Below are 26,615 nucleotides of genomic sequence, written 5' to 3' on the forward strand. Positions count from 1 at the left end.
CTCTTCGGCGTGCGTGCGCGTTGATCTGTCCTGTTTTCCCCGCCAATACACCGTGACAGACAGCTGTCAGGCCGGATTTTGCGCCATGGCGCAAATTTCATCACAGCGCCTTTTTTGCGTTAAGGTGCTGTTTTTCCGGTAATTTTATTGCTGATTTTTTCCCTCAAGTTTTTAATCATTCCAAAAAAAATTTGACTAACTGTTCAAATTTTCTTCCAATGCATTCCTGAGCCTCCTCATCAAACGAAGGAAGCCACCTTGAAAACGATCGCCAACCTTCCGGAGATCTCCATGACCCAGACCAAAGCCGGCCCGGACATTGCCGCCGGGCGCTTGCCTGAGGACGCATACGCTGAGAATTTCAGCGACCTGCACCCGCTGCTGGACCAGCACGAAGCGCAGGTCGAAGCCGACCGTTGCTACTTCTGCTACGACGCCCCTTGCATGCAGGCATGCCCGACCAGCATCGACATTCCGCAGTTCATTCGCCAGATCTCGACCGGGAACCCGACCGGGGCCGCGAAGACCATTTTCGCCCAGAACATTCTGGGCGGCATGTGTGCCCGCGTCTGCCCGACCGAGACACTGTGTGAACAGGTCTGCGTGCGCGAAGTTGCCGAAGGCAAGCCGGTGAAGATCGGCGAGTTGCAGCGGTATTCGACTGATCACTTCATGTCGGAGTTCAGCTCGACGCCGTTCACGCGCGCTGCTGCAACCGGCAAGAAGGTTGCCGTCGTCGGCGCCGGACCTGCGGGTCTTTCCTGCGCCCACCGGCTGGCGGTGCACGGTCACGACGTCACCCTGTTCGATGCCCGCGAAAAAGCCGGCGGCCTCAACGAATACGGTATCGCCTCCTACAAGTCGGTCGACGACTTTGCCGCGCGGGAAGTGGATTTCATCCTGTCCATCGGCGGTATCGAAGTCCGGACCGGCATGCGCCTCGGCACCAATCTGGATCTTGCGACCCTGCGTGCCGAATATGATGCCGTGTTCCTCGGCATCGGCCTTGGCGGCGTCAATGCGCTTGGCCTTGAAGGCGAAGACAAGAGCGGCTCGATCGATGCCGTCGACTACATTGCCGACCTGCGTCAGTCGAAGGATCTTTCCCAGCTTCCGGTTGGCCGGCGCATCGTGGTGATCGGAGGCGGCATGACTGCGGTCGACATTGCGGTCCAGACCAAACTGCTGGGCGCCGAAGACGTCACGATCGCCTATCGCCGCGGTCAGGACCGGATGAACGCCTCCGAATACGAACAGCAGCTGGCCCAGACCAGCGGCGTCCGGATCATGACCTGGGCCCAGCCGAAGGGCCTTGTCGGTGAAAACGGTGCGATTACCGCGATTGAACTGGAGCGGACCCAGGAGCAGAATGGTTCCCTGACCGGTACAGGCGAAGTCATTACCCTGCCTGCGGACATGGTGTTCAAGGCCGTTGGCCAGACCCTGGTGCAAGCGGATCTCGGCGATGCGCTGTCCCTTGAAAAGGGTCGCATCGTGGTTGATGCGGACCGCAAGACCAGCCTTGCCGATGTATGGGCGGGCGGTGACTGCGTGCTGGGCGGTGAAGACCTCACGGTTGCCGCTGTCGAGGATGGCAAGATTGCCGCCGAGAGCATTAACGCTGCCCTGACCGCCTGAGACTTGCGCGCCTGAAACCTGAGCGACTGGGACCTGAGCGCCCGGCAGCAGCTGACGCGCTCGGCGCCACCGATTTGAGGGAGAGCCACTATGGCTGACTTGCGTACTGATTTTATCGGCATCAAATCGCCGAACCCGTTCTGGCTGGCATCCGCGCCGCCGACGGACAAGGAATATAACGTCGTCCGGGCCTTCAAGGCCGGCTGGGGTGGCGTCGTGTGGAAGACGCTTGGGGAAGATCCGGCGGTTGTCAACGTCAACGGTCCGCGCTACGGCGCGATCCATGGCAAGGACCGGCAGCTGATCGGCCTCAACAACATCGAACTGATCACCGACCGTCCGCTGGAAGTGAACCTGCGCGAGATCAAGCAGGTGAAGCGCGACTGGCCGGACCGGGCGCTCGTCGTCTCGCTGATGGTGCCCTGCGAGGAGCAGAACTGGATCGACATCCTCCGCCGCGTCGAAGAAACCGAAGCCGACGGTGTCGAACTGAACTTCGGTTGCCCGCACGGCATGAGCGAACGCGGCATGGGCTCCGCCGTCGGCCAGGTGCCGGAATACATCGAAATGGTCACCCGCTGGGTGAAGCAGCATTCGCGCATGCCCTGCATCGTGAAGCTGACACCGAACATCACCGATGTCCGCAAGCCGGCGCAGGCCGCCAAGGCGGGTGGTGCTGATGCTGTCTCGCTGATCAACACCATCAACTCGATCATGAGTGTCGACCTCGACATCATGTCGCCGTCTCCCTCTGTCGACGGCAAGGGTGCGCACGGCGGCTATTGCGGCCCGGCCGTAAAGCCGATTGCACTCAACATGGTCGCCGAAATCGCCCGCGACCCGGTGACCCACGGATTGCCGATCTCCGGCATCGGCGGCGTGACCACCTGGCGTGACGCGGCCGAGTTCATGGCGCTTGGCGCAGGCTCTGTGCAGGTCTGCACGGCCGCAATGACCTATGGCTTCCGGGTTGTCGAGGACATGATCGAAGGCCTCAGCGACTGGATGGACACCAAGGGCTACACCTCCGTCGACCAGTTTGTCGGCAGCGCGGTGCCGAATGTATCCGACTGGCAGTACCTCAACCTCAACTACATCGCCAAGGCCAAGATCGATCAGGATCTTTGCATCGAATGCGGCCGCTGCCACATCGCCTGTGAGGACACGTCCCACCAGGCGATCACCAACATGGTGGACGGCGTTCGCAAGTTCGAGGTGATCGACGAGGAATGCGTCGGCTGCAACCTGTGCGTCAATGTCTGCCCGATCGAAGGCTGCATCACCATGGAACCCATGGAGGCCGGCAGCATCGATCCGCGCACCAAGAAGCCTGTCGAAAAAGACTACGCCAACTGGACGACGCACCCGAACAACCCGATGGCCGTCAAGGAAGCAGCCGAATAGGCAAAGCTCCGGCGGTCACCTTCAACGCGGGCAGGATCCTCCCTTGCCCGCGTTTTTTTGTTCGCTTTTCAGTCTAGGGAACCTTGAAAGGGATTGCCGCAAGCAGGCAGATCAACCGCCGGCCCGACGGATGCCTTCCATCTGCGACAAAGGATCAGGCGGCATCAACTCGTTGAACGGCAGCGGCCTGTCGAAGAGATAGCCCTGCAGGAACTCGCAACCCGCCTCCACCAGGAAGTCGCGCTGTGCTTCCGTCTCGACCCCTTCGCCGACGCTTTGCATGCCCATTACCCGGGCAAGGCTCAGCATGGAGCGGACGACCATGTCCGCTTCCTCGTCCTCGCCGATACGCGACACGAAACTGCGGTCGATCTTCATCTTGTCGAAGCGATACTTGTGCAGGTAGTTCAGGCTGGAAAATCCGGTGCCGAAGTCGTCAATGGCGAGCCCGACACCAAGATCGCGCAGCTTGAGAATGGTGTTCCGCGTCTGCGCGCTTTCCTCCAGCATCAGGTCCTCGGTGATTTCGAGAACAAGCCTTTCCGGAGGAAAGTCGTATTTCCGCAGCAGTGCCTCGACCTTGTCCGCGAAACCTGTGGCCTGGATCTGGCTTGTGCAGACATTGACCGACACGCCGGTCTGCATCCAGCTGCCTGCATCGTGAAGCGCCCGCTCCAGCACCCAGGCACCGATCACAGGCATCAGTCCAGCATCCTGGGCAACCGGCAGGAACATCACCGGCGGCACCAGGCCGCGGCTTGGATGCCGCCAGCGGATCAGGGCTTCATAGAAGGCCAGTTCGCCCGACCGGGCGTCGACGATCGGCTGATAGAACAGGTCGAATTGCTCTTCACGCAGGGCTGAATCGAGATCCACACGGATCTCGCGCCGTTCGCGCAGAAGGTCGTCCATCCGCTCGTCGTAAATCCGGAACGAGCTTTTCTGCTCCATCTTGCAGCGCTGCAGGGCGATATCGGCAGCGCGAACAAGGCCTGTCAGTGTCTGGCCGTGGTCCGGGAAGCGGGCGATACCCGCGCTTACGGACGTTTCAATGCGCTTGCCTTCATAGTCGAACGGCTGCCGCAGCTTTTCAAACAGCTTGCCCGCCTCCTCAACGGCTTGCTCCAGCGTTTCCCAACGCTCCGTCAGGATCAGGAATTCATCGCCACCGCTGCGCGCGACCAGGTCGAACGGGCCGAGCACCGATCTGATGCGTTCGGCCTGAGCGACCACCAGGCTGTCGCCCACGGTGTGCCCGTAGATGTCGTTCACCTGCTTGAGGTTGTCGACGTCGAGATAAATGATCCAGGCGCCACGCTGCTGATCCTTGCGCAAGGCCAGCCTCTTCGTGGCTGTGGCGTGGAAATATCCGCGTGTGACGAAGCCTGTCAGGGAATCGTGATTGGCGGCGTAACGGGCTTCCTGTTCACGGGCTGCCAGCCGTGCCCTGGCGTTGGCATTCTGCCGGAGGGCAATCAGGGCCACTGTCAGAATGACCCCGAGCGACAGCAGGAGAACGGGTATCGAAGACAGGATGATCCCCGACGACTGGCTCATCGGATACCAGGCGAGATAACCAAGCACCGTGCCGGCCCCGTTCTGAACCGGGGTGCCGATCATGCCGTCGGGAATTTCCGAAGCGAATTTCAGATTGTCCAGGGCGAGGCTGGATAGAAGATTGCTGAGATGCGCCGCATCGATCTCGAATGCGTTGACGAGAACGTTCGGCGGCCCGAAGGACATTTCGATCCCACCGGGATCCGGTACGATCGCAAAGGCCGCGACGATGAAGGGGTGATCGTTGATCTCGACGATGTCGATGGCCGAAATGTCGGCCAAAGTCCCGGTGAAGCGGACTTCGCCTGGTTCTGACCGGACCAGGGCTTTGACGTAATTGCCGCGTATGCTGTCCAGCGTGCCGTTAATGCCCGTCTGGACGCTCTTGGAAAAGTCTTCCGCTCTCTCCTTGCCGTGGAAGTTGGAAGAAAAGAGGACCTTGCCGTCCGGACCGAAAAGCACCGTGTAGTCGTGGGCGAAATCCAGGGCCATGTCGACGCCGAACCTGGCCTCGATCCAGTCGGGCGACAGATTGGTATCGATATTCTGATAGGCGGCGTTGGAAGCGGCGTAGCGCTCCATTTCACGCAACAGCAACTGCTTGTGGTTCTGGAAGACACGCGCGACCGATTTGGTCTCCCGCATCGCAGCTTCGCGCTCCGCGACCAGCACCTTGAACAGCACGGCGCCGAAAGAAAAAATCACCGCGCAGAACATCAAAATGATGACGAGGCTGGAAGAAATGCCGAAAACGCTCGCGGTCATCCGGCGCGGTTCGTCGGATACTGTCTCCGCCGCGGAATGAACCAGGTCGAATTTGTCTGTTTTTCCAGACAGATCGCGCATTTCGCTTTCAAAATCCCAAGCTTTTGTCAGCGAAGCAGTCTGGGTTCAAACATTTAATTTTTAGTGCCTTGCCAGGCATCAGGCAAAGGCAGCCGGAACGATTTCCGCCCCGGCTGCCCGATTGACGTTACATCTTGTCGGTGACGACCGTTGTGGTGGCGCCTTCCGGCTCCTTGGTGATGACCGGGTCGGACCCGCCGGACAGGAGGGACTTCACGGTGCGCTCATAGGCAGACATGTCCAGTTTACCGTCAGATCCATCAACCAGCTTGTTGATTTCGCCGACCATGCGGATCTGATGCTTTTCTGTCTGCGCGCCAGTGGCGTCGTTTTCCAGAACGATTTCAGCAGCTTCTTCCGGGTTTTCGGCGGAATAGGCCCAGCCCTTCATGGAGGCTTTCACGAAGCGGGCGAGCTTGTCGACCATTGCCGGGTCGTCCAGGCTGGATTCCAGAACGTAGAGACCGTCTTCCAGCGTCGCGACACCCTGGTCTTCGTATTTGAAGACGATCAGGTCTTCTTCCGGAATGCCGGCATCGATGACCTGCCAATATTCGTTGTAGGTCATGGTGGAGATGCAGTCGGCCTGCTTCTGCAGCAGCGGATCAACGTTGAAGCCCTGCTTCAGGACAGTCACGCCTTCGTCGCCACCGTCCGTCGGAATGCCGAGCTGGCTCATCCAGGACAGGAACGGATATTCGTTACCGAAGAACCAGACGCCGAGTGTCCGGCCCTTGAAGTCTTCCGGCGAGGTGATGCCGGTTTCCTTCAGGCAGGTCAGCATCATGCCGGACTTCTTGAACGGCTGTGCGATGTTGACAAGCGGCACACCCTTTTCGCGCGATGCCAGGGCGGACGGCATCCAGTCGATGATCACGTCGGCTCCGCCACCGGCGATAACCTGCGGCGGCGCAATGTCCGGACCGCCCGGCTTGATCGTTACGTCCAGGCCTTCTTCGTCGTAAAAGCCCTTGTCCTTGGCCACGTAATAGCCGGCAAACTGGCCCTGTGTGACCCACTTAAGCTGCAGTGTCAGCTCGTCCGCGGCGTTGGCCGCACCTGACACCAGGCTTGCGCCCAGGACAGACGCGAGCGCCAGACTTTTCAATGCCTTCATTGCCATTCCCCTACTGGTTATGGGCGAGCCGCTGTCGGACTCACCCTTCTCTGGAACTTCAAACCCTAACCGGTGCGGACCTCGGAGCGGTTCCCGGCCGCCTGATCCTCTTCCGGTTGTTTGGCCGCATCCGGACGCCGGGGCATTTTGCCTTCTCAACGAACAGTGCTGACCAATTGGTCAAGAAAATCTAGAAAGGTGCCATGTCACTGGTCAAGGTTATTTTTTCATCAAGGCCATTTGGCGTTTCAAAGACGAGCATAGGCGGGCTTGGTTCAAGTTGTGAAGCCGGTGGATCGGATTTTTAGTTGCCTGACGCCCGGTCAGTCGATCCATACTTAACGGTGCATAGTGGGAGGAGATTGCGCGGCCCGGATTCCTTGCGAATCCGCCGGTCGGCAATGCAAATGGACAAAAAACATGATTTCCAAATCAGCCCTGGATTACCAACCGTTGCCGCTGCCGGACCGGCGAATTTACGACGACAAGGAAATGCTGGCCCGTGCGCAGGATTTTTATGACGATGTGCGGACCCGCCATACGGTTCGCCATTTCTCGGACCGTCCTGTGGACCGTTCCATCATCGAAGCCTGCATCCGCGCTGCCGGAACCGCCCCGAGCGGCGCCAATCACCAGCCATGGCATTTCGTGGCGATTTCCAATGCCGACCTGAAGCACAAGATCCGCCTGGCTGCCGAGGAAGAGGAACGCAAGTTCTATGATGGCGGCGCGGGCGACGAATGGATCAAGGCACTGGAGCCCATCGGCACCGACGCGGACAAGCCGCATCTGGACATCGCCCCCTGGCTGATCGTGATTTTCGCGCAGCGCTGGGGCACCTTCGACGACGGCACCCGCTACAAGCACTACTACGTGCCCGAAAGTGTCGGCATCGCCACGGGCCTCCTGATCACCGCACTTCACCATGCGGGGCTTTCAACCCTGACGCACACGCCCAACCCGATGAAATTCCTCAACGGGATCCTGAACCGCCCGGAAGCGGAAAAGCCGGTCATGATCCTGGCCGTCGGCCATCCCGCGGAAGACGCCACGGTACCGGCTGTCGCCAAGATCAAGAAGCCGCTGGAAGAGATCCTGAGCGTGTTCGAGGACCAGGAATAGCTTCAGAACCAAGTGCGTTTCCAGCGCGTCACCCCGGGCGGACAGCGCGAAGCCCGGGGCTTACTCACCCGCAATACACGGCGATCACCCCGTCACATGTGTCGGGGCAGCGCTGACATTGGCCTTTATTTTCTCCAGCAGTTCCTTGCGGTCCGGACTGCCGTCGGCGGCGTAGTTGAGGTTCTTGAAGAGCGATGTCTGTTCGGTGAAGAACTTGCGGACGGCTTCCTTGTCGTCAAAGGCAAAGTCGGTGCGGGCGATCCGGTAGACGAGATCGAAGGTTTCCTGCTGGCGCCTGAGCGGAGCCGACACGTCGACATCGTCAAAGGCATCCTGCTGCAGGTAGACCATGTCGAGAAACAGCGCCTTCTGCTGAAGGATGAAATCGTCGGTCGAGACGCCCTCTTCACCTGTCACCTGCATCATGCGGGTAATCTCGTCACCTTTGCGAAGAAGTTCAATCATTTCGGAAACGCGGGGCACCCAGTCCGGGCCGATATTGTTCTGGTACCAGTCGTTGAGCTGAATGTGATACCGAGACCAGGACAACAGCGGGTCGACCGCCGGATAGAAGCGCTTGTAGGCCCGTTCGGACGAGAGGCCCAGGAAGGTCTTGACCGTGCCGAGAGTCGACTGGGTGACCGGCTCCTCAAAATTGCCGCCGGCCGGAGACACCGTGCCGATCATGGTGAGACTGCCGGTCTCGCCGCTGGCGGTCCGCAACACACCAGCGCGTTCGTAGATGCCCTTGATGGCGCTGTCGAGATAGGCGGGGAACGCTTCTTCTCCCGGAATTTCCTCCAGCCGGCCGGAGGTCTCACGCATGGCCTGGGCCCAGCGGGAAGTACTGTCGGCGATCAAGAGCACGTCATAGCCCATCTGCCGATAATATTCGCCAAGGGTAATGCCCGTGTAGATCGAGGCCTCGCGCGCCGCCACAGGCATTGAAGACGTGTTGCAGATGATGACCGTACGATCCATGAGCGTGCCGTCTCCGGAAGGATCCGGCTGGTGCGGGAACTCGGTGATCGTTTCGACCACCTCGCCGGCACGCTCGCCGCAGGCAACCACGATCACGATATTGACCGCCGAGAAACGCGAAATCAGCGATTGCAGCACCGTCTTGCCCGCGCCGAAGGGACCCGGAATGCAGCCCATACCGCCACGGGCGATGGGAAAGAACGTGTCGATCAGGCGCAAGGTGGTGATCAGCGGCTCGCTTGGATAAAGCCGCTCGCTCTGACCGGCCTTGACCAGCCCCTCCGGGATCGCCCGGCGAACCGGCCAATGCTGGACCATGGTCAGGTCGCGGGTTTCGCCGCGATCGTTCTTGAGCGTTGCCACCACCTCGTTGATCGTGAACGTTCCTTCGCGTATCCGGTCCACTGTCCAGGAACCCGTCGTAACGAAGGGAACCATGATCCGGTGCTCGAACCTGCCTTCCGGAACCGTGCCGAGCGTTTCCCCGGCTTTGACCACGTCACCGGATTTCACCTTGGGTTCAAACGACCATTTGCGGTTCTGGTCGAGAGCATTGGTGAGCACCCCGCGCGGCAGGAAGAAGCCGTGCTCGGCCGCAATATCGGCCAGCGGGTTCTGCAAGCCGTCAAAAACCGTGCTGAGCAGGCCCGGTCCGAGAGCAACCGACAGCATCTCGCCGCTCTGGATCACCTTGTCACCGACGCGCACGCCCGCAGTGCTTTCGAACACCTGTGCTTCAGCGGACTTTCCGCGCACGCGCAGCACTTCGGCCTTCAGATATTCCCGCGGCTTGCCATCACGTTCGGGACCATGGGGGATAATATAGACCACCTCGTTCTTGATGAGAGGGGCAGAGCCGAGAGGCGACAGTGTGACGAGATCGTCCTGCACGGCGACGATTTCCGCGGTCGGTTCGGGCAACTGAACATGGCTCGTCATGAAGGGGCTCCCTCAAGGGCAGAAGTGAAGTCTGAGAAAAGATCCGGCCGGCCGGCTTGACTGCCGTCATCCGTCTTGCCGTCAAGGGCTGACGCCACGAGCGTGGCCAGCCGGGCACGTGCATCGGCCTCGTTGTAGCGTGACCAGCGTTCCACGATCACCCAGCGCAGCACGTAGATCGCAACGGCCTCGAAATCGAATTCATGCAGGTTGCCGTAATGGCTCATCTGTCGGAAGACCTGGGTGAGGACAAGACGTTCCATGGCGATGTGATCGCCCGCCTGCATCAATTGGTGAGCCTCGCCCACCCACGGCATGAAATGACCGAGCCCGAAGGCCGGGTCGCTCCAGTTGGCCTTGACCTGTGCGCACCAGCGGCCGAAGCCCCAATTTTCGATATCTCCGGCGCTTTCCTGTCCGTCCCGGCGGCGGCGCAGCGCTGCAATCAGCGTCCGCGTTTCCATGCGTGCCCCGACAAGATGTTGCAGATCCGGATAGGCAGCCAGATCGGCAAGAACCTTGTTTGCCCGCAGGATCACATCGATGTCGCGATCATAACCGGCAACACCGGCCCAGGCCGTCACCTCTACCATCTCGCGCAGCAGGCTCGCATGCGCGGGCTCCAGCATTGACAGCCGCTGCTTCAAGCGGAACCCCGAGATCGGCACGTCCTTGCGCGAGAACAGCTTGCCAAGATGGGGCAGGCTGGACACCAGCGCGATATATTGGTGCGGCCGGCTCATGTCAGCGCAGCACCCCTTCCATCACCGCTCTGAGACGCGGTTGCAGGTGCCGCTTCAACAGTGTCGCGATCGCTTCTTCGGTCAGATCGATGGAAACGTCCCTGTCGGTCAACTTCACCTTGATGCCGTCAAAGCCCGGTGCGGTGGAGAAGGTGACCCCTTGCCGCAACACTTCGCCCGCAAGCGCGATCACGAAGTGGGTGAGGGTTCCCGGCTCGACCGCCTCGGGCGATTGCTTCAACTCCTCGAAGGTGACGACCTTCTCCGGCAGGACGATCTCCATCGGCTCAGCGTCGCTGACCGACGCATTGTCCTTTGCGTTGGCGGCCATCGCCAGAATGAGGTTTTTCAGGAATTCCTGGTCGGCAAGTGTAGTTGCCACCAGCCGGCCGGCTTCCTGCTGAATGCGGTCGCCCAGCTCGTTGCGCAGGCTAAGGACAAGATCGCGCGCGGCAACCTTCAGCCCGTCTTCCGTCGCCGCCTTTTCCCTGGCCGCTTCCGCTCTTGCATCAGCCAGCAGGCTGTCCGCCTTCTGCCTTGCTTCCTCAACGATCGTTTCCGCCTTTTCCCTGGCCTTGGCCAGGATGGCATCCCCCTCCGACTGGCCCGCGGCCACGCCTTCGGACTTCAACCGTTCGATTAGCGCCTGGACACCGGCACCAGCGGCGTTCTCCAGGTCGTCTGCTGCGTCATGTTTGGACATTGCCGCCTCCTGTTCCTTCTGGCCCTAAGCGGGGATCGAGCCGGACAGGACCAGCGCGAAAACGAGAGCAAAGACCGAAAAGCCTTCCAGCACCGCCGCCGGTGCGAGGGAAATGCCGAAGATTTCCGGCTTGGCCTTGGAAGCATGAATGGCCGAGGCGAGCACCTCTCCCTGGCGAATGCCGGTGTAGAGCATGGTGACGCCGGACAGGAGGCCGATGCCGAAAAGCGCGGCGCCATTGGCTGCATCAATGGTGGGCTGCTGCAACGAGAACATGATCACGATGCCGTAGATCACCTGGGACGACGGCATCAGCGAAACACCGATGAACCTTCCATAACCACCGTCGCTGTCCAGCATGGCGCCGATCGCGGCACTGCCGCCAAGGGCGCAGCCCCAGGCACTGCCGATGGCGCCGAGGGCGACCGGCGCGAACAGCCCAAACCAGCCGAGAGCCACAACGAATTCGTTCACAGGCGTGTCTCCTCTTTCTTGAACGGACGGAAAGGCGTGCCCTCGTCCTTCAAACCCCAATTGAAAAATTCAATGACATTCAGACGCAGGCCATGCACGCAGCCGGCGATCAGCCCCAGCCCGATATTGATGGCGTGCCCGAGCACGAGAACCGCGATGGCGATCAGCAGACCGACGCCAGGAACCGCGTGGTTGAGCTGGCCCGAGAGCGAATTGATGGTTTCGGCAAGCGACGCTGCCGCAAGCCCCAGCGCAAACAGGCGCATGTAGCTGAGAACATCAGAGAAAATGTTGACGATACGGGCCAGCGAGGCGAGGCCATCGAAGACCCTGAGGCCGCCGGTCTTGAGCGATGTCACCTTGCGGTCGCTGCCGAAGATGCCGACCAGCAGGAGGCCAGCAACCACCGCGACCGGGCCGGCAACCGCAATGGAAGTGCCCTGCCCCAGAAACGTTGCCAGGCCACCGAGTGCCACCAGACACCAGCCGACAGGCTGCAGGCGACCGCTCAGGCTCGTTTCGTGCCAGGCGCGCATCAGGTTGGCAATGACGATATGGGTCACGCCGATGGTCAGCGTGATCTTCATCATCGTGTCGACGTCCTTCAGATGCAGCACCTTCAGGCGCGCGAGAAACGTGCCTTCGGGAGGCGCGACACCGAAGTAGCTACCCGTTGCCACGCCAAAGGCCGCCGTCGAGATCATGAGCCAGACGGACATCCGGAACATGCGCCGGCCCAACGCCGAACCTTTAAAGCGCGCCCGGAACAGGTACAACAGCAGCAGAAGAAGCAGGCCATAACCCGCGTCCGTCATGATCATGCCGAAGAAGATCACGAAGGATACATAGACGATTGCCGAAGGGTCCCACCCTCTGTAGCCGGGGGTCTGGTAGAATTCGACCAGATCCTCCCCCGCTTCCAGCGCCGGCCTGTTGTCGAGAAGCGTGGGCGGCGCATCGGCCTCTTCGACATCCGTCACCAGCAGGGCGATGCCGAGACTGTCCGAAAGCGTGCGGACTTCCGCGACCTGGTCCCGCCGCGCCCAGGCCTGAAGCACGAAGACCTGTTCGGTGTCCGCTGTTTCGAGCGACGCCCTGTGGCGGGCGGAATGGTCGCGGGCGGCGGCAAGGTTCTGCGCCAGCACGAACCGCCATTTGGTGAGAGCCTGACGCTGCAGTTCCAGCTCTTCCAGTTGGATGGTCGCATCTTCATGTTGACGCCGAAGCACCGAGAGCGCCTCGGCCCCCACGTGAACGCGCGGCACCGGCATGGCATTTGCCGCCGGTTCTTCCGGAGAAAGCAACACGATGTAGCTGCGGTACTTGTCGCGGTGGACGATCTCCAGGATCTTGTCGGAAGGATCGATCAGCTTGAGTTTGGCGTTGGGCACCACGTAGAACCACAGCCGGTGCTCGCCGATTTCGGCCAGGTCGGAAAAGCTGAATTCGCCCCAGGGCTCCACATCCTGAATGCGCTGGTCAAGGCGCGCCACCCGGTCTTCGCAGTCGCGAAGCGCCTTGCGGTTGGCAAGCGTCGTTTCGACCACCGTTTCCAGGTCAAAGTCGTCAAGATGGGTGACAGGACGACGCTGCGCCTTGCTGTCCATGAGCCAGCGCAGGGCTTCGCTCGCCTCGCGCCCCCGGCCTGCGGGAACGGCTTCCAGTTCCTTTTGTGCCGATGTCAGGGGGATCAGGTGCAGGGCGCCGAATTCCTGCGTGGCTTCCAGCACCTTGTCCTTGTCCTCAAGGATGCCGACCAGATTCACCTTGACGAGCGGGACGATGGTCATAGTTCGGCCACCGAGGTTTCAGCGCCGCGCGCTGCCGTCTTGCGTTTGGAGATCTTGGCACGGACCACGGCATCGCGTTCCGCGTCCGCCAGGGCCATGCGGATTTTCTTGATGTTGCGTTCCGCCTGCGGGATCAGCACCTTTTCGAACAGGTTGACCCTGCGAGAGATAACCGCTTCGGCCTCGATCAGCCGGGCAATACGCTCCTTGGCAATTTCCCGCTCCTTGTTGAGCCGCAACAGTTCCTGCATGCCTGCGACATAGGGGTCGACCCAATGTGGGCGCGCCAGACGGGAATAGGGTTTCGTCTCGACTTCGATATCCTCCAGGACCGGCAGCCGGGTGCCGGAGAGGTTCTGCTCGCCGACGACGGCCTGCTTCAACACCACGAGCCCTTCCAGCGGGACATGCTTGTTGGCCATCATCGGCAGAGACCGCGCAAGAGCGTTGAAGCGCTCCTCATACTCCGCCTCCAGGCGGACGGCTGCTTCCTTCGCCTTGGCGCGCTCGGCCATGATCTGGAGCCTCTTCAGCTCAAGAGACGGCAGGAAGCGCTTGTATTCCGAGAGCTGCCCGCTTTCCCGGGCTAGAGACGACTTGTTGAGGGCCAGCCTTGCCATCAGGCAGCCTCCTCGTCAGACGCTCCGCCGGCAGGTTTGCTTTTCGGGAAATACTTGTCGATCAGCCCCTGTTTCATCAAAAGCTGTTCCGGCTGGAAGCATTCCGCAAGCGTCTGCCAGCACAGGTCGAGCGCCTCCTCCAGGGGCATTGCGACATCGATATCCATGAAACGCCGCCGGAAAAGGCCGCCAAACTTCAGAAGCTGGTGGTCGTAATCCGACAATTCGAACGCCATGGACTGCTTCTGCTCCGCATCGCGTGCGCCGGAATAAAAGCGGATCATGGTGTTCATGATCTGGTTGTGATCCTCACGCGTCACTTTGCCGATCACATGCTGTTTCAAACGGGACAGCGAGCCGAAGGGATCCAGAACGCCGCTGTGCAGATAGAACTGGCCTTCGGTGATGTAGCCTGTGTTGTCCGGCACCGGATGGGTGACGTCATTGCCCGGCATTGTCGTGACTGTAAGGATAGTGACCGAGCCTGAGCCCTTGAAATCGCAGGCCTTTTCGTAACGGCGGGCCAGCTGGGAATAAAGATCGCCCGGATAGCCCCGGTTGGCGGGCACCCGTTCCATCGCAATGGAGACTTCCTTCATGGCATCTGCGAAGGCGGTCATGTCGGTGAGCAGCACCAGCACGCGCTTGCCTTCCTCAACGGCGAATTTTTCCGCAACCGCAAGGGCCATGTCCGGAACCTGCAGACGCTCTACCACCGGGTCGGACGCCTGGTTGATGAACATGACCGTGCGCGGGAAAACGCCCGCATCCTCGAACTGCTGCCGGAAAAAGGCATAGTCATCGAAGATCAGCCCGAGGCCGCCGAACACCACGATATCGGCATCTGCCTGGATGCCGATACGCGCCAAAAACGGGTTATAGGGTTCGCCGGAAACCGAGAAGATCGGGATCTTCTGACTTTCCACGAGGCAGTTGAAGATATCGATCATCGGCACATCTGTGCGGATCATACGCGAAGCAAGCACGCGCTTCATCGGGTTGGCGGACGGTCCGCCGATCGGGACGGAAGGGTCGCTGGACAGATCCGGACCCCGGTCAATCGGCTGCCCCGCACCGTCGAACACACGGCCGAGGATATTGTCCGAATAGGTGACCTTGGCCGGCTCACCCAGAAAGCGTACGGACGAATTGTTGGCGAGGCCCTTGGTGCCGGAATTGACCTGCAGCGAAACCATGTCCCGGTCGATGTTGATGACCTGCGCGAGAGACGTCGCACCGTCGCCTGAATCGACCAGTGCCAGATCACCCAGGCACGGGCGCCCCTCCGACTCGCTCTTCGTCGAAGACACCTGAATGCGAATGATATCGCCAACGATATCGACAATCCGTGTGTGGGAGACCAGCATTAACGCCCCCTTGGGAAGGAAATTAACTCACATCGGGCCAAACCCGTTCTGCTGCAACGCAAACCATCTTAGGCGGGTTTTTCGATCCCACACAACCTGAACTGTTGCCCGGCACCCAACTTGCTTCAACCAAAATGAAGTTAAGAGAGAAATGATTGCGTTCGTATGACTTGCATCAAAGTGCTCATGCCAGAGGCAGAAGGCTTACTCCCGTATTGCCGCAACCCCATTTCTCTTGCGTTAACGGCGGACCGACTTCGCTTATCCGCTTAATTCCGGCATAAGCCCCGGGGAAAAGCAGCATTCAGGAAGACGTGCAGTTGCGTTGCACAAATTTAAAGCAACTTTCAAACGATCCACCTGATATTCTACCTATATATTGGAATATCAATTCTCTAAGATCCCGATCATTCTTCATGATCGTTTCTTTTTCACGATCACGCGCCTTCCCGCCAATATTGTTCTTCAGTCATCTGAAATTTTTCCCAAGAGGAAGATTTTTAAGCATGCGCAAAACCACCCGGATAGGTTTAATGCCAGTTGTATTCGCCATTTTTTCTTCACTTTTGTTAAAATGTGATATTTTTTAGGCAAAGCGCTTTGAAATTTCCCGACATCCGGTTGCACAACCTATGCCGGTAACCCGGTCGCATTGCTGGCGGCCTTGGAGGAAAAGTTGACGGACCAAGTGACTGATCACGCCCTGGAACTGCCTTCATCGTCCAATTCATCCAAGAAATCCCAAACAGGCCGGCACGCCAATGGCGCGGATAGCGCGGCGAAAAGACCCGAGGACCGCAGCCCTCCGGTACGCAGCGACATCGGCACGATCCTCCTGCACTGGACGCTGGTTATCGCGATCGTCACCAGCCTGCTGACCGGCATGCGCCTGTCGGCGGATGCGGAACACGCCTGGTTCTCCAAACTTTTCGAACCGATCCTGCCACAGGGTGAAATCTGGACCTGGCACTATGTGTCGGCGATATTCGTTCTGGCGGTTATCTTTGCCTATGCGGCCTATATGACGCTTGGCCGCCTGAAACGGCGCATTTCCTCCAAGAAGATCGTTGTGCTGACGCTTCCTGCCAGCACCAAGCTGCGCCTGGCCGCGGTCAACGTCATCGCCTACTGGATCCTGTTCGGGGCAGTGCTCACCCTGTCGGCGACGGGCGTCCTGCTTTATATCGGTCATGGTGGCATCTGGGTGACGGTGCATTACACGGCCGCCCTCGTGGTGCTGGTCTATATCGTTGCCCATGTGGTGCTGCATTATTGCTATGGCGGCGTTGCCCAGTTGCTGCGGCTGTTCCGTCCGCAGGCGCTGCGCCGCTTCCCGGGCATGAGCCGTCACCCGCTGGCCCTGGCGACTGCCCTGGGCGCAATCGTGCTTGTTGGCGCCGTCAGCCTCGATTTCGGCACACGCGACAGTCTTGTCGTTGCCAAGGGCACCACCCTGCCGGAGCTGGACGGCACGCTGGACGATCCGGTCTGGCAGGACGCCACTCCTGTTTTCATCCGGACACAGCAAGGCTCGAACCTGGACGGAACGGGAGAATCCACCGTCGAAGTACGTGCCGTCCAGGTGGGAGACAAGATCGCGTTTGCCTTCCGCTGGGAAGACAAGAACCGGTCGCTGAAGCGGCATCCGCTGATCAAGCGTGAAGACGGCTGGCACATGCTGAACAACCGGGCCGACATTTCCGACGAGACCGCCTATTACGAGGACAAGTTCTCTGTTGCCTTTTCCACCACCGACACCTTTGGTGGCGGTGGCGCCACCCACATGGGCCCGAAGCCTCTGAGTGACAAACCAGGTGCCTTCAACTACCGCGGCCTGCACTATACGACTGACGGCAGCCTGGTGGACGTGTGGCAATGGAAAGCAGCGCGCGGCGGCATGCTGGGACGCGTCGACGACATGCACTTCGCAACACCCGTGGAACCGAACGAGGCCCAGGCTGCCGGCAAGAGCCGCTACAGCGCCGGCTACAATCCCGACGAAGGCAAGGCATTCTACGTCTACAATTACATCGGCGATCCCGTGACCCATTATCATGGGACGGTCGGCGTGCACCGGCTTCCGATCGACCACAAGAAAATGACGTCGTTGATGGGCACCATCGATCTGTCCACCGAAGTGAGCGAAGACGAGGGGGCTCAGTGGTGGATGTTTGAAAACGAAAGCGTGCCGTACTCGCCGGAAAAGGACGCGGAAATCCCGGTCGGAACGGTCATTCCGGGGGTTCTCATCCAGGGTGAATATTCCGGCAGCCGGGCAGATCTGCTGGGTGGATCCAGGTGGCACGACGGCCACTGGACACTTGAAGTTGTCCGGAACATGGACACCGGCCAGAGCCAGGACCTTGCCATGACGGATGGTCTCTTCATGTGGGTCTCGGCGTTTGACCACAACCAGACCCGCCACACCCGCCATTCCCGTCCCGTGCGGCTGACCTTCAATTGAGGCCTGCCCTTCCCGCCTTTCCTGTCTTTTCCGGACGTTTCTTTCAACGGATGTAATCACCCATGTCGAAAAGCACCTGTACGGTCACCATCAACGGGAAGGCCATCAAGGCCAATGTCGGCGACACGCTGATCGACGCCGGGCTCGGCGGACGCCTCGTCATCCCGCACGACTGCTGTTCCGGCCAATGCGAAACCTGCCGGGTTCGCGTTTTGAGCGGGCAGATCGACGACATGGGCACCCGGGAAAAGGACACCGTGCTCGGATGCCTTTCCGTTCTGGAAGGTGATGCCGAGATCGCCTATGACCCGGTGCCGCTGGTGAAGACCACAAAGGGAACGGTGGAGAGCATTCGGCCGATCAAGGACGGATACCTGGAAGTTCGGGTCAAGACGGTACGGCCGGTGCCTTGGCTGCCAGGGCAGTATCTGCGCGCGACCTTTGCAGGATATCCGCCGCGCGACTACAGCCCGACAACCCCGCTCAACCTGGATGCGGAAGAGAATGTCCTCGTGTTTCACATCAAGGTCTACCCGGACAGCATCGTATCGTCGAAGCTGGGCACGGAAATTGCCAAGGGACATGCCGTCAAGCTGCGTGGCCCGTTCGGCAATGCGTTTTTGCGGCGGCAGCAGAACCCGATCCTGCTCACATCGACCGGCACCGGATTTGCACCGATCTGGTCGATCGCCGTTGCCGCAAGCCTGGGCCAGACCGGCCGTGAAATCCGCATCATTGCCGGGTCGAGAACCCGGGACGGTATCTACATGCGCGACGCGGTTCGCTGGCTGCAAGGCCGGGGCATTCCGATTACCCTGACGGCAGGCGATGGCGACGACGAGACGGTGCGCAAGGCGCGCCCGCATGAACTGGTCGGACAACTTACGCCCGATCACGTCGTCTATTCGGCCGGTGCGCCGTCACATGTCGACGCCATGCGGGAGATAGCGCTTGGCGCAGGGGCAACCTTCTACGCCGATCCGTTTTTTGTGGCGGAAGAAGAGAGCGGCCTGCTGGCCCTTGCTGGAAACCTTATCCGAAAGGCATCCGCTCCCTTTACCTCGGCTTCCGCCGGTTGAAGCCGGAGCGCTACTCCAGCCCCTCCTGAACGTGAGTGGGTGTTGCCAGACTATTGCGCAGCAGTCGTGAGCGTGCGTTCGCCGGCATAGATCAGCTCTTCGGTGCTGGCGACAGGCATGGGTCTGCCCAGATAGTAGCCCTGCGCTTCCGTGCAGCCGATTTCGGTCAGCATGTCGAGAAGCTGCTTGGTCTCCACACCTTCGGCGGTGGTGGTCATGTTGAGATTGTTGGCGAGTTCGATGACCGCTTTCACGATGGAAATGGAGTCGTCCGAATAGGCCATCGACCGGACGAAGGACTGGTCGATCTTGATCTTGTCGAACGGGAACCGGCGCAGGTAACTGAGCGAGGAATAGCCGGTTCCGAAATCGTCCATGGACACCTTCACGCCCAGCGACTTGGCCTGGTGCAGCGAATCCAGAACGTCTTCGGAATCGGTCAGAAGCACGCTTTCGGTCACTTCCAGCTCAAGACGGTCGGCCTTGAGACCCGTTTGCGTCAGGGCATCGATCAGCACCGGACCAAATGCATGGCCACGCAGCTGCCGGGGTGACAGGTTGACCGCGATCCTGAGGTGGTCCGGCCAATTGGACGCGATACGGCACGCTTCCTTCAACACCCATTCGCCCAGCTGGGTGATCAGGCCGGTATCTTCGGCAAGCGGAATGAAATCCGCCGGAGAAACCATGCCCCGTGTCGGGTGGTTCCAGCGCACCAGCGCCTCGAAGCCGGACACCCGGTCGTCCACGAGCGTGTATTGCGGCTGGAAATAAAGCTCCAGTTCGCCATTGGCTACCGCGGTTCTGAGATCGGTTATGAGCTCTCTCCGGTCGTTCACGGCCGTGCCCATGTCCTTTTCAAAGAAGCGGTAGGTATTGCGGCCATCTTCCTTGGCCCGGTAGAGCGCAAGGTCTGCCTGCTTGAACAGTTCGTCGCCTGCGGTGCCGTCGGCCCGGGCAATTGTGATGCCGATGCTGACGCCGATTACGAGTTCATGATCCGTGATCTGGAACGGCTGGGAAATTTCCCAGATGACCGACTGCGCCAGTTCCTCGACATCAGCAAGCCTGCAGGGCAGACCGGTGAGGATCGCAAATTCGTCGCCGCCCAGGCGGACGACAACGTCCTTTCGGCCGATGAGGGCGCGCAGACGCTCCGCGACCTGCCGCAAAAGCTCGTCGCCAATCGGGTGCCCAAGGCTGTCGTTGACCGTTTTGAACTCGTCCAGATCGAGGCACAGAATGGCAAACTCGCCCCCCTTGACCAGTTGCTGGTTCAACAGCATGTCCAGCTGATCCCGGAATTCGATGCGGTTCGGCAGCTGTGTCAGAAGGTCGTGACGCGCCAGGAACGCCAGCCGGTCACGAGCTTCCTGCCGTTCGGTGATGTCTTCGGATATCGCCACCCAGCCGCCTTCCGCCAGCGGCTGGCGGGTGGTCAGGACGATACGGCCCGAGCGGATCTTCACCATTTCGGTGCTTTGCGAGCCACCTGAATACCTGTGATCTCCCATCCGGGAATCGTGCAGAGCCATGTCACCGGTTTCAACGGCATCAACTTTCTGCAGCGTTGCGAGCTGAGCAGCCGTCATACCCGACTTTATCCTGCCCGGCTCGACTTCGAACAATTCGGCGTAGCGCTGGTTCGAAACAATCAACCTGCCATCGACGTCGAACATGCACAGACCGTGCGACATGTTGTTGAGAGCAGCATCAAAGAGGACGTTCTGCTCGCGCAACTGGGCTTCCTGAGAGCGCAGGATGGAGTTCTTTTCGTGCACGCGTTCGCGCAAGGCGTCGCGTTCCTTGACGGATCGCTGCAAGGAAACGACCGATCTGGCGATGTCACCGACTTCGTCCAGCCGCTCGGTTCCAACCACCTTGCTTTCGAAGTCGCCCGCTGCAATGCCGGTCAATACGCGCGTGATCTTGGTCAGCGGCCGGGTAATCTGCCGCGACATGAGAAAGGCGACTGCAGCAAAAGCCACCAGCGCGATCAGTCCGAACAGGAACAGCCGCCGGAGCAGCTTGGCTTCTTCTTCGGTGCCGATGCGGGTCAGTTTGTTCTGGATTTCGGTCAGCGCCGCGATAGGCGTCAGCGCACAGACAGTCATGGGAACGACCGGGACACCACATTCGATGACATGCCCACCGTCCAGGGTGATGTTCGGCGTTTCCTTCGAGCGGGTGAGATCCGAATAGTTTCCGGTGAAATTCGCCGTGGAAATGATCTGGCCGTCGAAAACGATCGCCATTTCGAAGGAATTGATTTTTGCCAGATCCGCCAGGAGTGGCTCTTCCGGCCGCAGCCAACGTTGCGCCACAAGTCCACCGATCACATAGCCGAAATCATCGAAAACCGGGACAAACGCGATCTGAGACACTTCATTGACCCGATCGCCCGGCACGAACACACCCGTTTCGGATTTGGGCAAGACGCCGGAATAGGTCAGCTTCTCTCCCGGAAAGCTGTCTTTCAGCGACTTGGCGACCTCGTTGAAGAAGCTCAGACCCTGCATCTTGGACCCCAGTTCGACGAGGTCCGCAGAATAGGAGGAGGCGCCGATCACATGGCCTTCCTCATCCAGAACAACGATGCCGTCCACATCCGCCAGTTTCGCCGCCGGGCCAAGCAGTTCCGACATGGCCACGACATTGCGTGACTCAACGGCCTTGGCGGTATCCACCCTCTCCGACAACGCATTTATGCGCCGAAGCCTGTCCTGAAACAGGAACTCCATTCGGGTCCCGGCAAGCTTCACGTCGGCGGACAGGGTTTCCACAAGACGCGCGCGGGAAAGCTCCAGAAGCTCGGCCTCCTGACGCTGCATGCTGTCTTCAAGCTGGAAAGCCACCAGTCCGATAAGACCGGCAAATGCACACACCGCCGTGAAAACAGCGCCGTATGTATAATGCCAGAGAAGGGACGAGTGACGGATCATGTGGACCAATTGGGTTATCTACCGACGGGTACGCCACCGTAGTTACTGATCAATGTGTGAGCCTGATCCGACTGGGCGTAGTCGATGAAGGCCTTCATCTCCTCGTCCAGCGTGCCTTCCTTGTAGATCAAGGCGAGGGTCACGGAACTCGGATACCCCGGCTCGGTCGGATGGTGGCCGTCGATCTTGAGCACCGACAGTCCGTCTTCAAGCGGCTTCGAATAAGGACCGAAAGCAATCGCGCCTTCGACTTCGCGCGCGCTGGAAATCGCTTCCTGGGTGGTAAGGGCCGTTTTCGAGCGCGGCGAGAACTCCATTTCCGCCCAGCCCGGCATCGACGATTTCAAAACCTGCAAGGTGCTGTCCGCATCTTCACGGCGGACGAGGCGAACACGCAGATCGGCACCGCCCAGTTCAGACCAGTTGGCTATTTCACCGGTATACAGCTTGACCAGTTCGTCGCTCGTCAAAGATTTGATACCGGTGGACGGATGCGTGAAGATTGCGCTGGGGATTTTTGCAATCGGCAGGTAAACGAGGCCATATTCCACCTCGCTGTCCTTCAAGGGACGCGCGACCCGACCCAGGCGCTCCGTGCCGGAGCTGACGGCAGCGATACCGCCGCCCGAGCCAATGCTCGGTGGAATTTCAAGATTGATATCGGGACGATTTTCGACAAAGCCCGCACCAATTTCCTGAAGCATTTCAAGGCCGTCACCGGTACCCACGACTTTCAGCGGGCCCTGTGCCGACGACACGTCAGTGTGTAAGAAAAAAGTGCAAAGGGACAATGCCAAGGCAAAAGCCAAACTACGCATTTTTATCACCCAAAAATTGACGGTACTATCTAGAGTGACATATTCAAGTTAACTAAACGCTAAACCACCGCGATAAATTACAATAAATATGTAGTCTAATTTGATCTTGGAAATAAAAATAAAATAACGCCGAAATTAAACTGAAATCGGTTTTAGGCAATATTTGCCTAGTAGGAACAATTTACCGACTTAGCAAATTCGTTCACCCAATAAATTGACAGGTACACATGACCTGACTGCGAGCAAGAAAGATGTATTCGATTCAACCTTAGATTTTCTTTTCACACCGACGTTAAGTTGCATGATTTATGCTGCAGGCTAGATTCACTGCTGATCGACGCCTACATCGAATTCGCGAAGCCTGCAGAAATACAACCGCATGCCTGCCTGAACCTTGCGGGCTCGATTTTCGACCCCACAAGCGGTGGGCAACAGGGCTGCCAATCAACAAACCGGCGGCACGGCGCTGGCCCTCACTACCAGCTCTACATCAACCATTACCGGTTCCATCACGACGTCTGGCTTGGTGTGCGCAACGTCAATACAATCCAGCAGAAGGGAAACTGCCCTGGCACCAAGCGCTCGCCGGTCCTGCCGAATGGTTGTAAGTGCAGGGACATAAAACTCCGACAGCTCGATATCATCGAACCCGACAACGGAAATATCCTCCGGAACGCGGACACCGTTTGCGGTCAGGGTCGAGATCAGCCCGAAGGCAACCTGGTCAGACGCACAGAAAACCGCCGTTGGCCGATCATTCATCGCCAGGATCCTCTCACCGGCCATCCGGCCGGATTCCAGGGAAAAGTCGCCCCGGATGATCCATTCCTCACGGGCAGGCAGCTCCAGCCTTGCACGTTCGGCCAGCATGCCTTCGCGCCGGGCATGCGTCAGAACATTTTCCTGCGGACCTGTGATATGGGCAATCTTGCGATGGCCAAGGTCATACAGGTGCCGAACGGCCAGTTGCGCCCCGCGAACGTTGTCACTGCGCACGGAAGGCAACGCCACGTCGTGCGCCCATTCACACGCAAATACGATCTTGCCGGAGACGCCGTTGTCTTCGAACAGCTGCAATTCCTGGTGGGAGATCGCTCCGTCCAGACAGATCATGCCGTCGATCTGGGCGTCCAGAAAGTAGTCGACCACGTGTTTGCCACTGGTCGCATGGTCCTTGGTATCGGCGATCAGGACCGAATAGTCACGGTTGCCGAAGGATGCACTTATCCCGGCCAGGATCTGGGAAAAGAACGGATTGCCGAGGTTTGGCACCAGAACCAGGATGGCTCCGGCCTGCTGGGTGCGCAGGTTACGCGCTGCACGGTTGACCCGGTAACCGGTAGAGCGGATCGCCGCGAAGACGATGTCGCGGGTTGCCTCTGTCAAAAGTTCAGGATTGCTCAGCGCCCGGCTGACTGTTGCGGTCGATACGCCCGCCTCTTTGGCAACATCTTGAATTCGTGCTATTTTCTGGGCCAAGGCCTTCTCCGGTATTTCTCTTTTTTGAGCCTGGGCGCCTGCCGCCATGACGGCGGGTTCGTCCTCGAAACTGTCTGATCCGACATTCCGGGTTGACACAAGACCGTTTCCCGAGAATGATGAATGTAATCGATTACATATAGCATACAATAAAATGTAATCGATTACAAAATGCGGTGGAGGCCGCATGGTGAGGACAATCGGACAGTTCACGTTCGATGGGAGGAAATGATGAAAGCACTACGTGCAGTTTTTGCAGCAACGACCGCCCTTTGTGCAGCAACGGCCGCGAATGCGACCGACCTGGAAGTTACCCACTGGTGGACTTCAGGCGGCGAAGCGGCTGCGGTTGCCGAATTCGCAAAGGCATTCGACGCGACCGGCAACAAGTGGGTTGACGGTGCGATTGCCGGTTCCGGCGGCACTGCCCGCCCGATCATGATCAGCCGTATCACCGGCGGCGATCCGATGGGCGCAACACAGTTCAACCATGGCCGCCAGGCAGAGGAACTGGTGGAAGCCGGCCTGATGCGCGACCTCACGGACATTGCAGAGGAAGGTAACTGGAAAGAAGTCATCCACCCCTCCAGCCTGCTCGACAGCTGCACGCTGGATGGCCGCATCTATTGCGTTCCGGTCAACATTCATTCGCAGCAGTGGCTCTGGCTGAACAACAAGGTGTTCGAGGACAACGGCCTGGCGGTTCCGACCAACTGGGACGAATACGCTGCCGCAGCACCCAAGCTTCAGGAGGCAGGCATCGTGCCGCTGGCCATGGGGCAGCAGCCCTGGCAGACGACACTGGCGTTCCAGGTGCTTCTCACCGCGCTCGCAGGACCTGAGGCCTATACGAAGATCTTCGGCGAGAAGGATGCAGAGCTTGCCGGCAGTGAGGAAATGGCAAAGGTCTTCCAGGCCGCCGCGACTGCTCGCGACATGTCCAAGGACTCCAACGTCCAGGGCTGGAACGATGCCACCACCATGGTCATCACCGGCAAGGCCGCAGGCCAGATCATGGGTGACTGGGCGCAGGGTGAGTTCCAGGTCGCCAACCAGGTTGCCGGCGAGGACTACACCTGCCTGCCCGGCCTTGGCGTCAACGAGGTCATCATGACCGGTGGCGACGCGTTCTACTTCCCGAAAGTGGACGACCCGGCCATCACCGAAGCCCAGGGCGAACTGGCAAAGGTCATGCTTTCCCCGGAAGCCCAGGTTGCCTTCAACCTGAAGAAAGGCTCGCTGCCAGTGCGTGGCGACGTCGATCTGGCGGCTGCAAACGACTGCATGAAGAAGGGCCTCGACATCCTGGCCAAAGGCAATGTCATCCAGTCTCCGGACCAGCTGATGTCTGCCGACAGCCTGACTCAGGTGAACGACCTCTTCGTCGAGTTCTTCAACAACCCGTCCATGACCGCTGAAGACGCACAGTCGATGTTCGCGTCGATCGTCGGCAACGCCGACTAACAGCGGAAAAAGGCCCGCCGCCCGCGCCGCACGGTCCCAACTTTACCGGGACAGCGGCCAGGCGGCGTCCTCCAGCCCTGCGCGCTCCGGCGCGCAGGGAACGCCCGACATCACCCTGGACGTCTCGACAAGGAAGTTTTCGGCATGGCCGCAGCTACGCGCCCCGCGAGGTGGCATCGGAACATCAGCGCCAAGGTGGCCGCGGTTCCGATGATCATCACCGCCGTGGTGGTCTTCATCGGCGGAACCGCCTGGACGGTTCTTTATTCCTTCACCAACTCCAAGCTCCTGCCGCGTGAGAAATTCGTCGGTCTTGCCCAGTACGACCGGCTGTGGAGCAGTAGCAAGTGGCTGATCTCCATCGAGAACCTGGCCATCTACGGAGCTTTCTCGCTGATTTTCTCGCTGCTGATCGGCTTCATGCTGGCGGCCCTGCTCGACCAGAAGATCCGGTTCGAGGACACGTTCAGAACAATCCTGCTCTATCCCTTCGCGCTCAGCTTCATCGTCACGGGTCTTGCCTGGCAGTGGATTCTCAATCCCGATTTCGGCATCCAGCACGTGGTGCGCAGTCTCGGCTGGGAGAGTTTCAATTTCGACCCGCTCTACAATCCCGAGATCGTCATCTATGGCATCCTCATCGCCGGCCTTTGGCAGGGAACCGGGCTGATCATGTGCCTGATGCTGGCGGGTCTTCGGGGGATTGACGAGGACATCTGGAAGGCCGCCAAGATCGACGGCATCCCGATGTGGAAGACCTATCTGTTCATCGTCATTCCGATGATGCGCGGCATCTTCATCACCGCAATCGTGCTGATCGCCTCCGGCATCATCAAAGTCTACGACCTGGTCGTCGCCCAGACCGGCGGGGGGCCCGGCATCTCTTCCGAAGTTCCGGCCAAATACGTCTATGACGCCATGTTCCTGTCGCAGAACCTCGGCCAGGGCTTTGCCGCTTCCACCATGATGCTGCTGACGGTCGTCATCATCGTCGTTCCCTGGGCCTATCTCGAATTCGGAGGCAAGCGCAAATGACCAAGACGCCCCACCTCCTCAATGGCTCGATGA

The 26,615-nt window shown here is 59.5% G+C and carries 19 protein-coding genes; 7 read left to right on the plus strand and 12 right to left on the minus strand.

The features are described 5' to 3' along the window. Positions 1-291 precede the first annotated feature (291 nt). The gene (locus FIU93_RS04650; RefSeq protein ID WP_031268749.1) at positions 292-1,638 is read left to right on the plus strand and encodes an NAD(P)-dependent oxidoreductase; all 1,347 of its coding nucleotides are present in this window, start codon (positions 292-294) and stop codon (positions 1,636-1,638) included. Between the two features lie 90 nt (positions 1,639-1,728). Then, the gene (gene preA / locus FIU93_RS04655; RefSeq protein WP_152504948.1) at positions 1,729-3,042 is read left to right on the plus strand and encodes an NAD-dependent dihydropyrimidine dehydrogenase subunit PreA; all 1,314 of its coding nucleotides are present in this window, start codon (positions 1,729-1,731) and stop codon (positions 3,040-3,042) included. A 111-nt stretch (positions 3,043-3,153) separates the two neighbouring features. On the opposite strand, the gene FIU93_RS04660 is transcribed toward preA, so the two are convergent. Continuing rightward, complete coding sequence (locus FIU93_RS04660) at positions 3,154-5,445, minus strand: EAL domain-containing protein (protein WP_152504949.1); 2,292 nt, start codon at positions 5,443-5,445, stop codon at positions 3,154-3,156. 127 nt (positions 5,446-5,572) lie between these two features. After that, positions 5,573-6,568 carry an ABC transporter substrate-binding protein gene (locus FIU93_RS04665; protein WP_023014426.1) on the minus strand — a complete coding sequence of 332 codons (996 nt, stop codon included), beginning with the start codon at positions 6,566-6,568 and terminating at the stop codon, positions 5,573-5,575. Between the two features lie 414 nt (positions 6,569-6,982). Here FIU93_RS04665 and FIU93_RS04670 point away from each other — a divergent pair, with 414 nt between their 5' ends. Further along, complete coding sequence (locus FIU93_RS04670) at positions 6,983-7,684, plus strand: nitroreductase family protein (protein WP_022999268.1); 702 nt, start codon at positions 6,983-6,985, stop codon at positions 7,682-7,684. A gap of 84 nt (positions 7,685-7,768) precedes the next feature. On the opposite strand, the gene FIU93_RS04675 is transcribed toward FIU93_RS04670, so the two are convergent. From FIU93_RS04675 to FIU93_RS04705, 7 genes are read right to left on the minus strand one after another with little or no spacing between them, the layout of a single operon-like run. Continuing rightward, complete coding sequence (locus tag FIU93_RS04675) at positions 7,769-9,604, minus strand: V-type ATP synthase subunit A (protein ID WP_152504950.1); 1,836 nt, start codon at positions 9,602-9,604, stop codon at positions 7,769-7,771. Next, positions 9,601-10,347 (minus strand): hypothetical protein, encoded by a 747-nt coding sequence (locus FIU93_RS04680; protein ID WP_152504951.1) that lies wholly within the window; start codon positions 10,345-10,347, stop codon positions 9,601-9,603. Before FIU93_RS04680 ends, FIU93_RS04675 begins: the two co-directional genes overlap by 4 nt. A gap of 1 nt (position 10,348) precedes the next feature. Beyond that, complete coding sequence (locus FIU93_RS04685) at positions 10,349-11,050, minus strand: hypothetical protein (RefSeq protein WP_062491117.1); 702 nt, start codon at positions 11,048-11,050, stop codon at positions 10,349-10,351. A 24-nt stretch (positions 11,051-11,074) separates the two neighbouring features. Beyond that, a complete protein-coding gene (locus FIU93_RS04690) occupies positions 11,075-11,524 on the minus strand; it encodes an ATP synthase subunit C (protein ID WP_006939055.1) in 450 nt (149 codons plus the stop codon). After that, positions 11,521-13,314 (minus strand): V-type ATP synthase subunit I, encoded by a 1,794-nt coding sequence (locus FIU93_RS04695; protein ID WP_152504952.1) that lies wholly within the window; start codon positions 13,312-13,314, stop codon positions 11,521-11,523. Before FIU93_RS04695 ends, FIU93_RS04690 begins: the two co-directional genes overlap by 4 nt. Next, positions 13,311-13,934 (minus strand): V-type ATP synthase subunit D, encoded by a 624-nt coding sequence (locus FIU93_RS04700; RefSeq protein WP_022999273.1) that lies wholly within the window; start codon positions 13,932-13,934, stop codon positions 13,311-13,313. Before FIU93_RS04700 ends, FIU93_RS04695 begins: the two co-directional genes overlap by 4 nt. Further along, the gene (locus tag FIU93_RS04705; protein WP_152504953.1) at positions 13,934-15,301 is read right to left on the minus strand and encodes a V-type ATP synthase subunit B; all 1,368 of its coding nucleotides are present in this window, start codon (positions 15,299-15,301) and stop codon (positions 13,934-13,936) included. Before FIU93_RS04705 ends, FIU93_RS04700 begins: the two co-directional genes overlap by 1 nt. 676 nt (positions 15,302-15,977) lie before the next feature. Between FIU93_RS04705 and FIU93_RS04710 the strand changes: the two genes are divergently transcribed. Together FIU93_RS04710 and FIU93_RS04715 are read left to right on the plus strand one after the other, a co-directional pair. Continuing rightward, positions 15,978-17,765: an ethylbenzene dehydrogenase-related protein gene (locus tag FIU93_RS04710; RefSeq protein ID WP_286202404.1), complete on the plus strand. Its 1,788-nt coding sequence runs from the start codon at positions 15,978-15,980 to the stop codon at positions 17,763-17,765. Positions 17,766-17,827: 62 nt separating this feature from the next. Beyond that, a complete protein-coding gene (locus tag FIU93_RS04715; protein ID WP_152504955.1) occupies positions 17,828-18,844 on the plus strand; it encodes a 2Fe-2S iron-sulfur cluster-binding protein in 1,017 nt (338 codons plus the stop codon). 50 nt (positions 18,845-18,894) lie between these two features. Here the strand turns inward: FIU93_RS04715 and FIU93_RS04720 are convergent, their stop codons facing one another. The 3 genes from FIU93_RS04720 to FIU93_RS04730 form a co-directional block, all read right to left on the minus strand. Beyond that, the gene (locus tag FIU93_RS04720) at positions 18,895-21,786 is read right to left on the minus strand and encodes an EAL domain-containing protein (protein ID WP_286202437.1); all 2,892 of its coding nucleotides are present in this window, start codon (positions 21,784-21,786) and stop codon (positions 18,895-18,897) included. A 14-nt stretch (positions 21,787-21,800) separates the two neighbouring features. Then, positions 21,801-22,544: a substrate-binding domain-containing protein gene (locus tag FIU93_RS04725; RefSeq protein WP_286202405.1), complete on the minus strand. Its 744-nt coding sequence runs from the start codon at positions 22,542-22,544 to the stop codon at positions 21,801-21,803. A 504-nt stretch (positions 22,545-23,048) separates the two neighbouring features. Continuing rightward, a complete protein-coding gene (locus FIU93_RS04730; protein WP_055659226.1) occupies positions 23,049-24,083 on the minus strand; it encodes a LacI family DNA-binding transcriptional regulator in 1,035 nt (344 codons plus the stop codon). 228 nt (positions 24,084-24,311) lie between these two features. Between FIU93_RS04730 and FIU93_RS04735 the strand changes: the two genes are divergently transcribed. Beyond that, complete coding sequence (locus FIU93_RS04735; RefSeq protein WP_022999280.1) at positions 24,312-25,547, plus strand: ABC transporter substrate-binding protein; 1,236 nt, start codon at positions 24,312-24,314, stop codon at positions 25,545-25,547. Between the two features lie 144 nt (positions 25,548-25,691). After that, positions 25,692-26,582, plus strand: coding sequence for a sugar ABC transporter permease (locus FIU93_RS04740; RefSeq protein WP_055656892.1), 891 nt, complete (start codon positions 25,692-25,694; stop codon positions 26,580-26,582). The last annotated feature ends 33 nt before the right edge of the window (positions 26,583-26,615 follow it).

Origin of the sequence: Labrenzia sp. THAF35, assembly GCF_009363595.1 — a bacterium.
GTDB lineage: Bacteria > Pseudomonadota > Alphaproteobacteria > Rhizobiales > Stappiaceae > Roseibium > Roseibium algicola.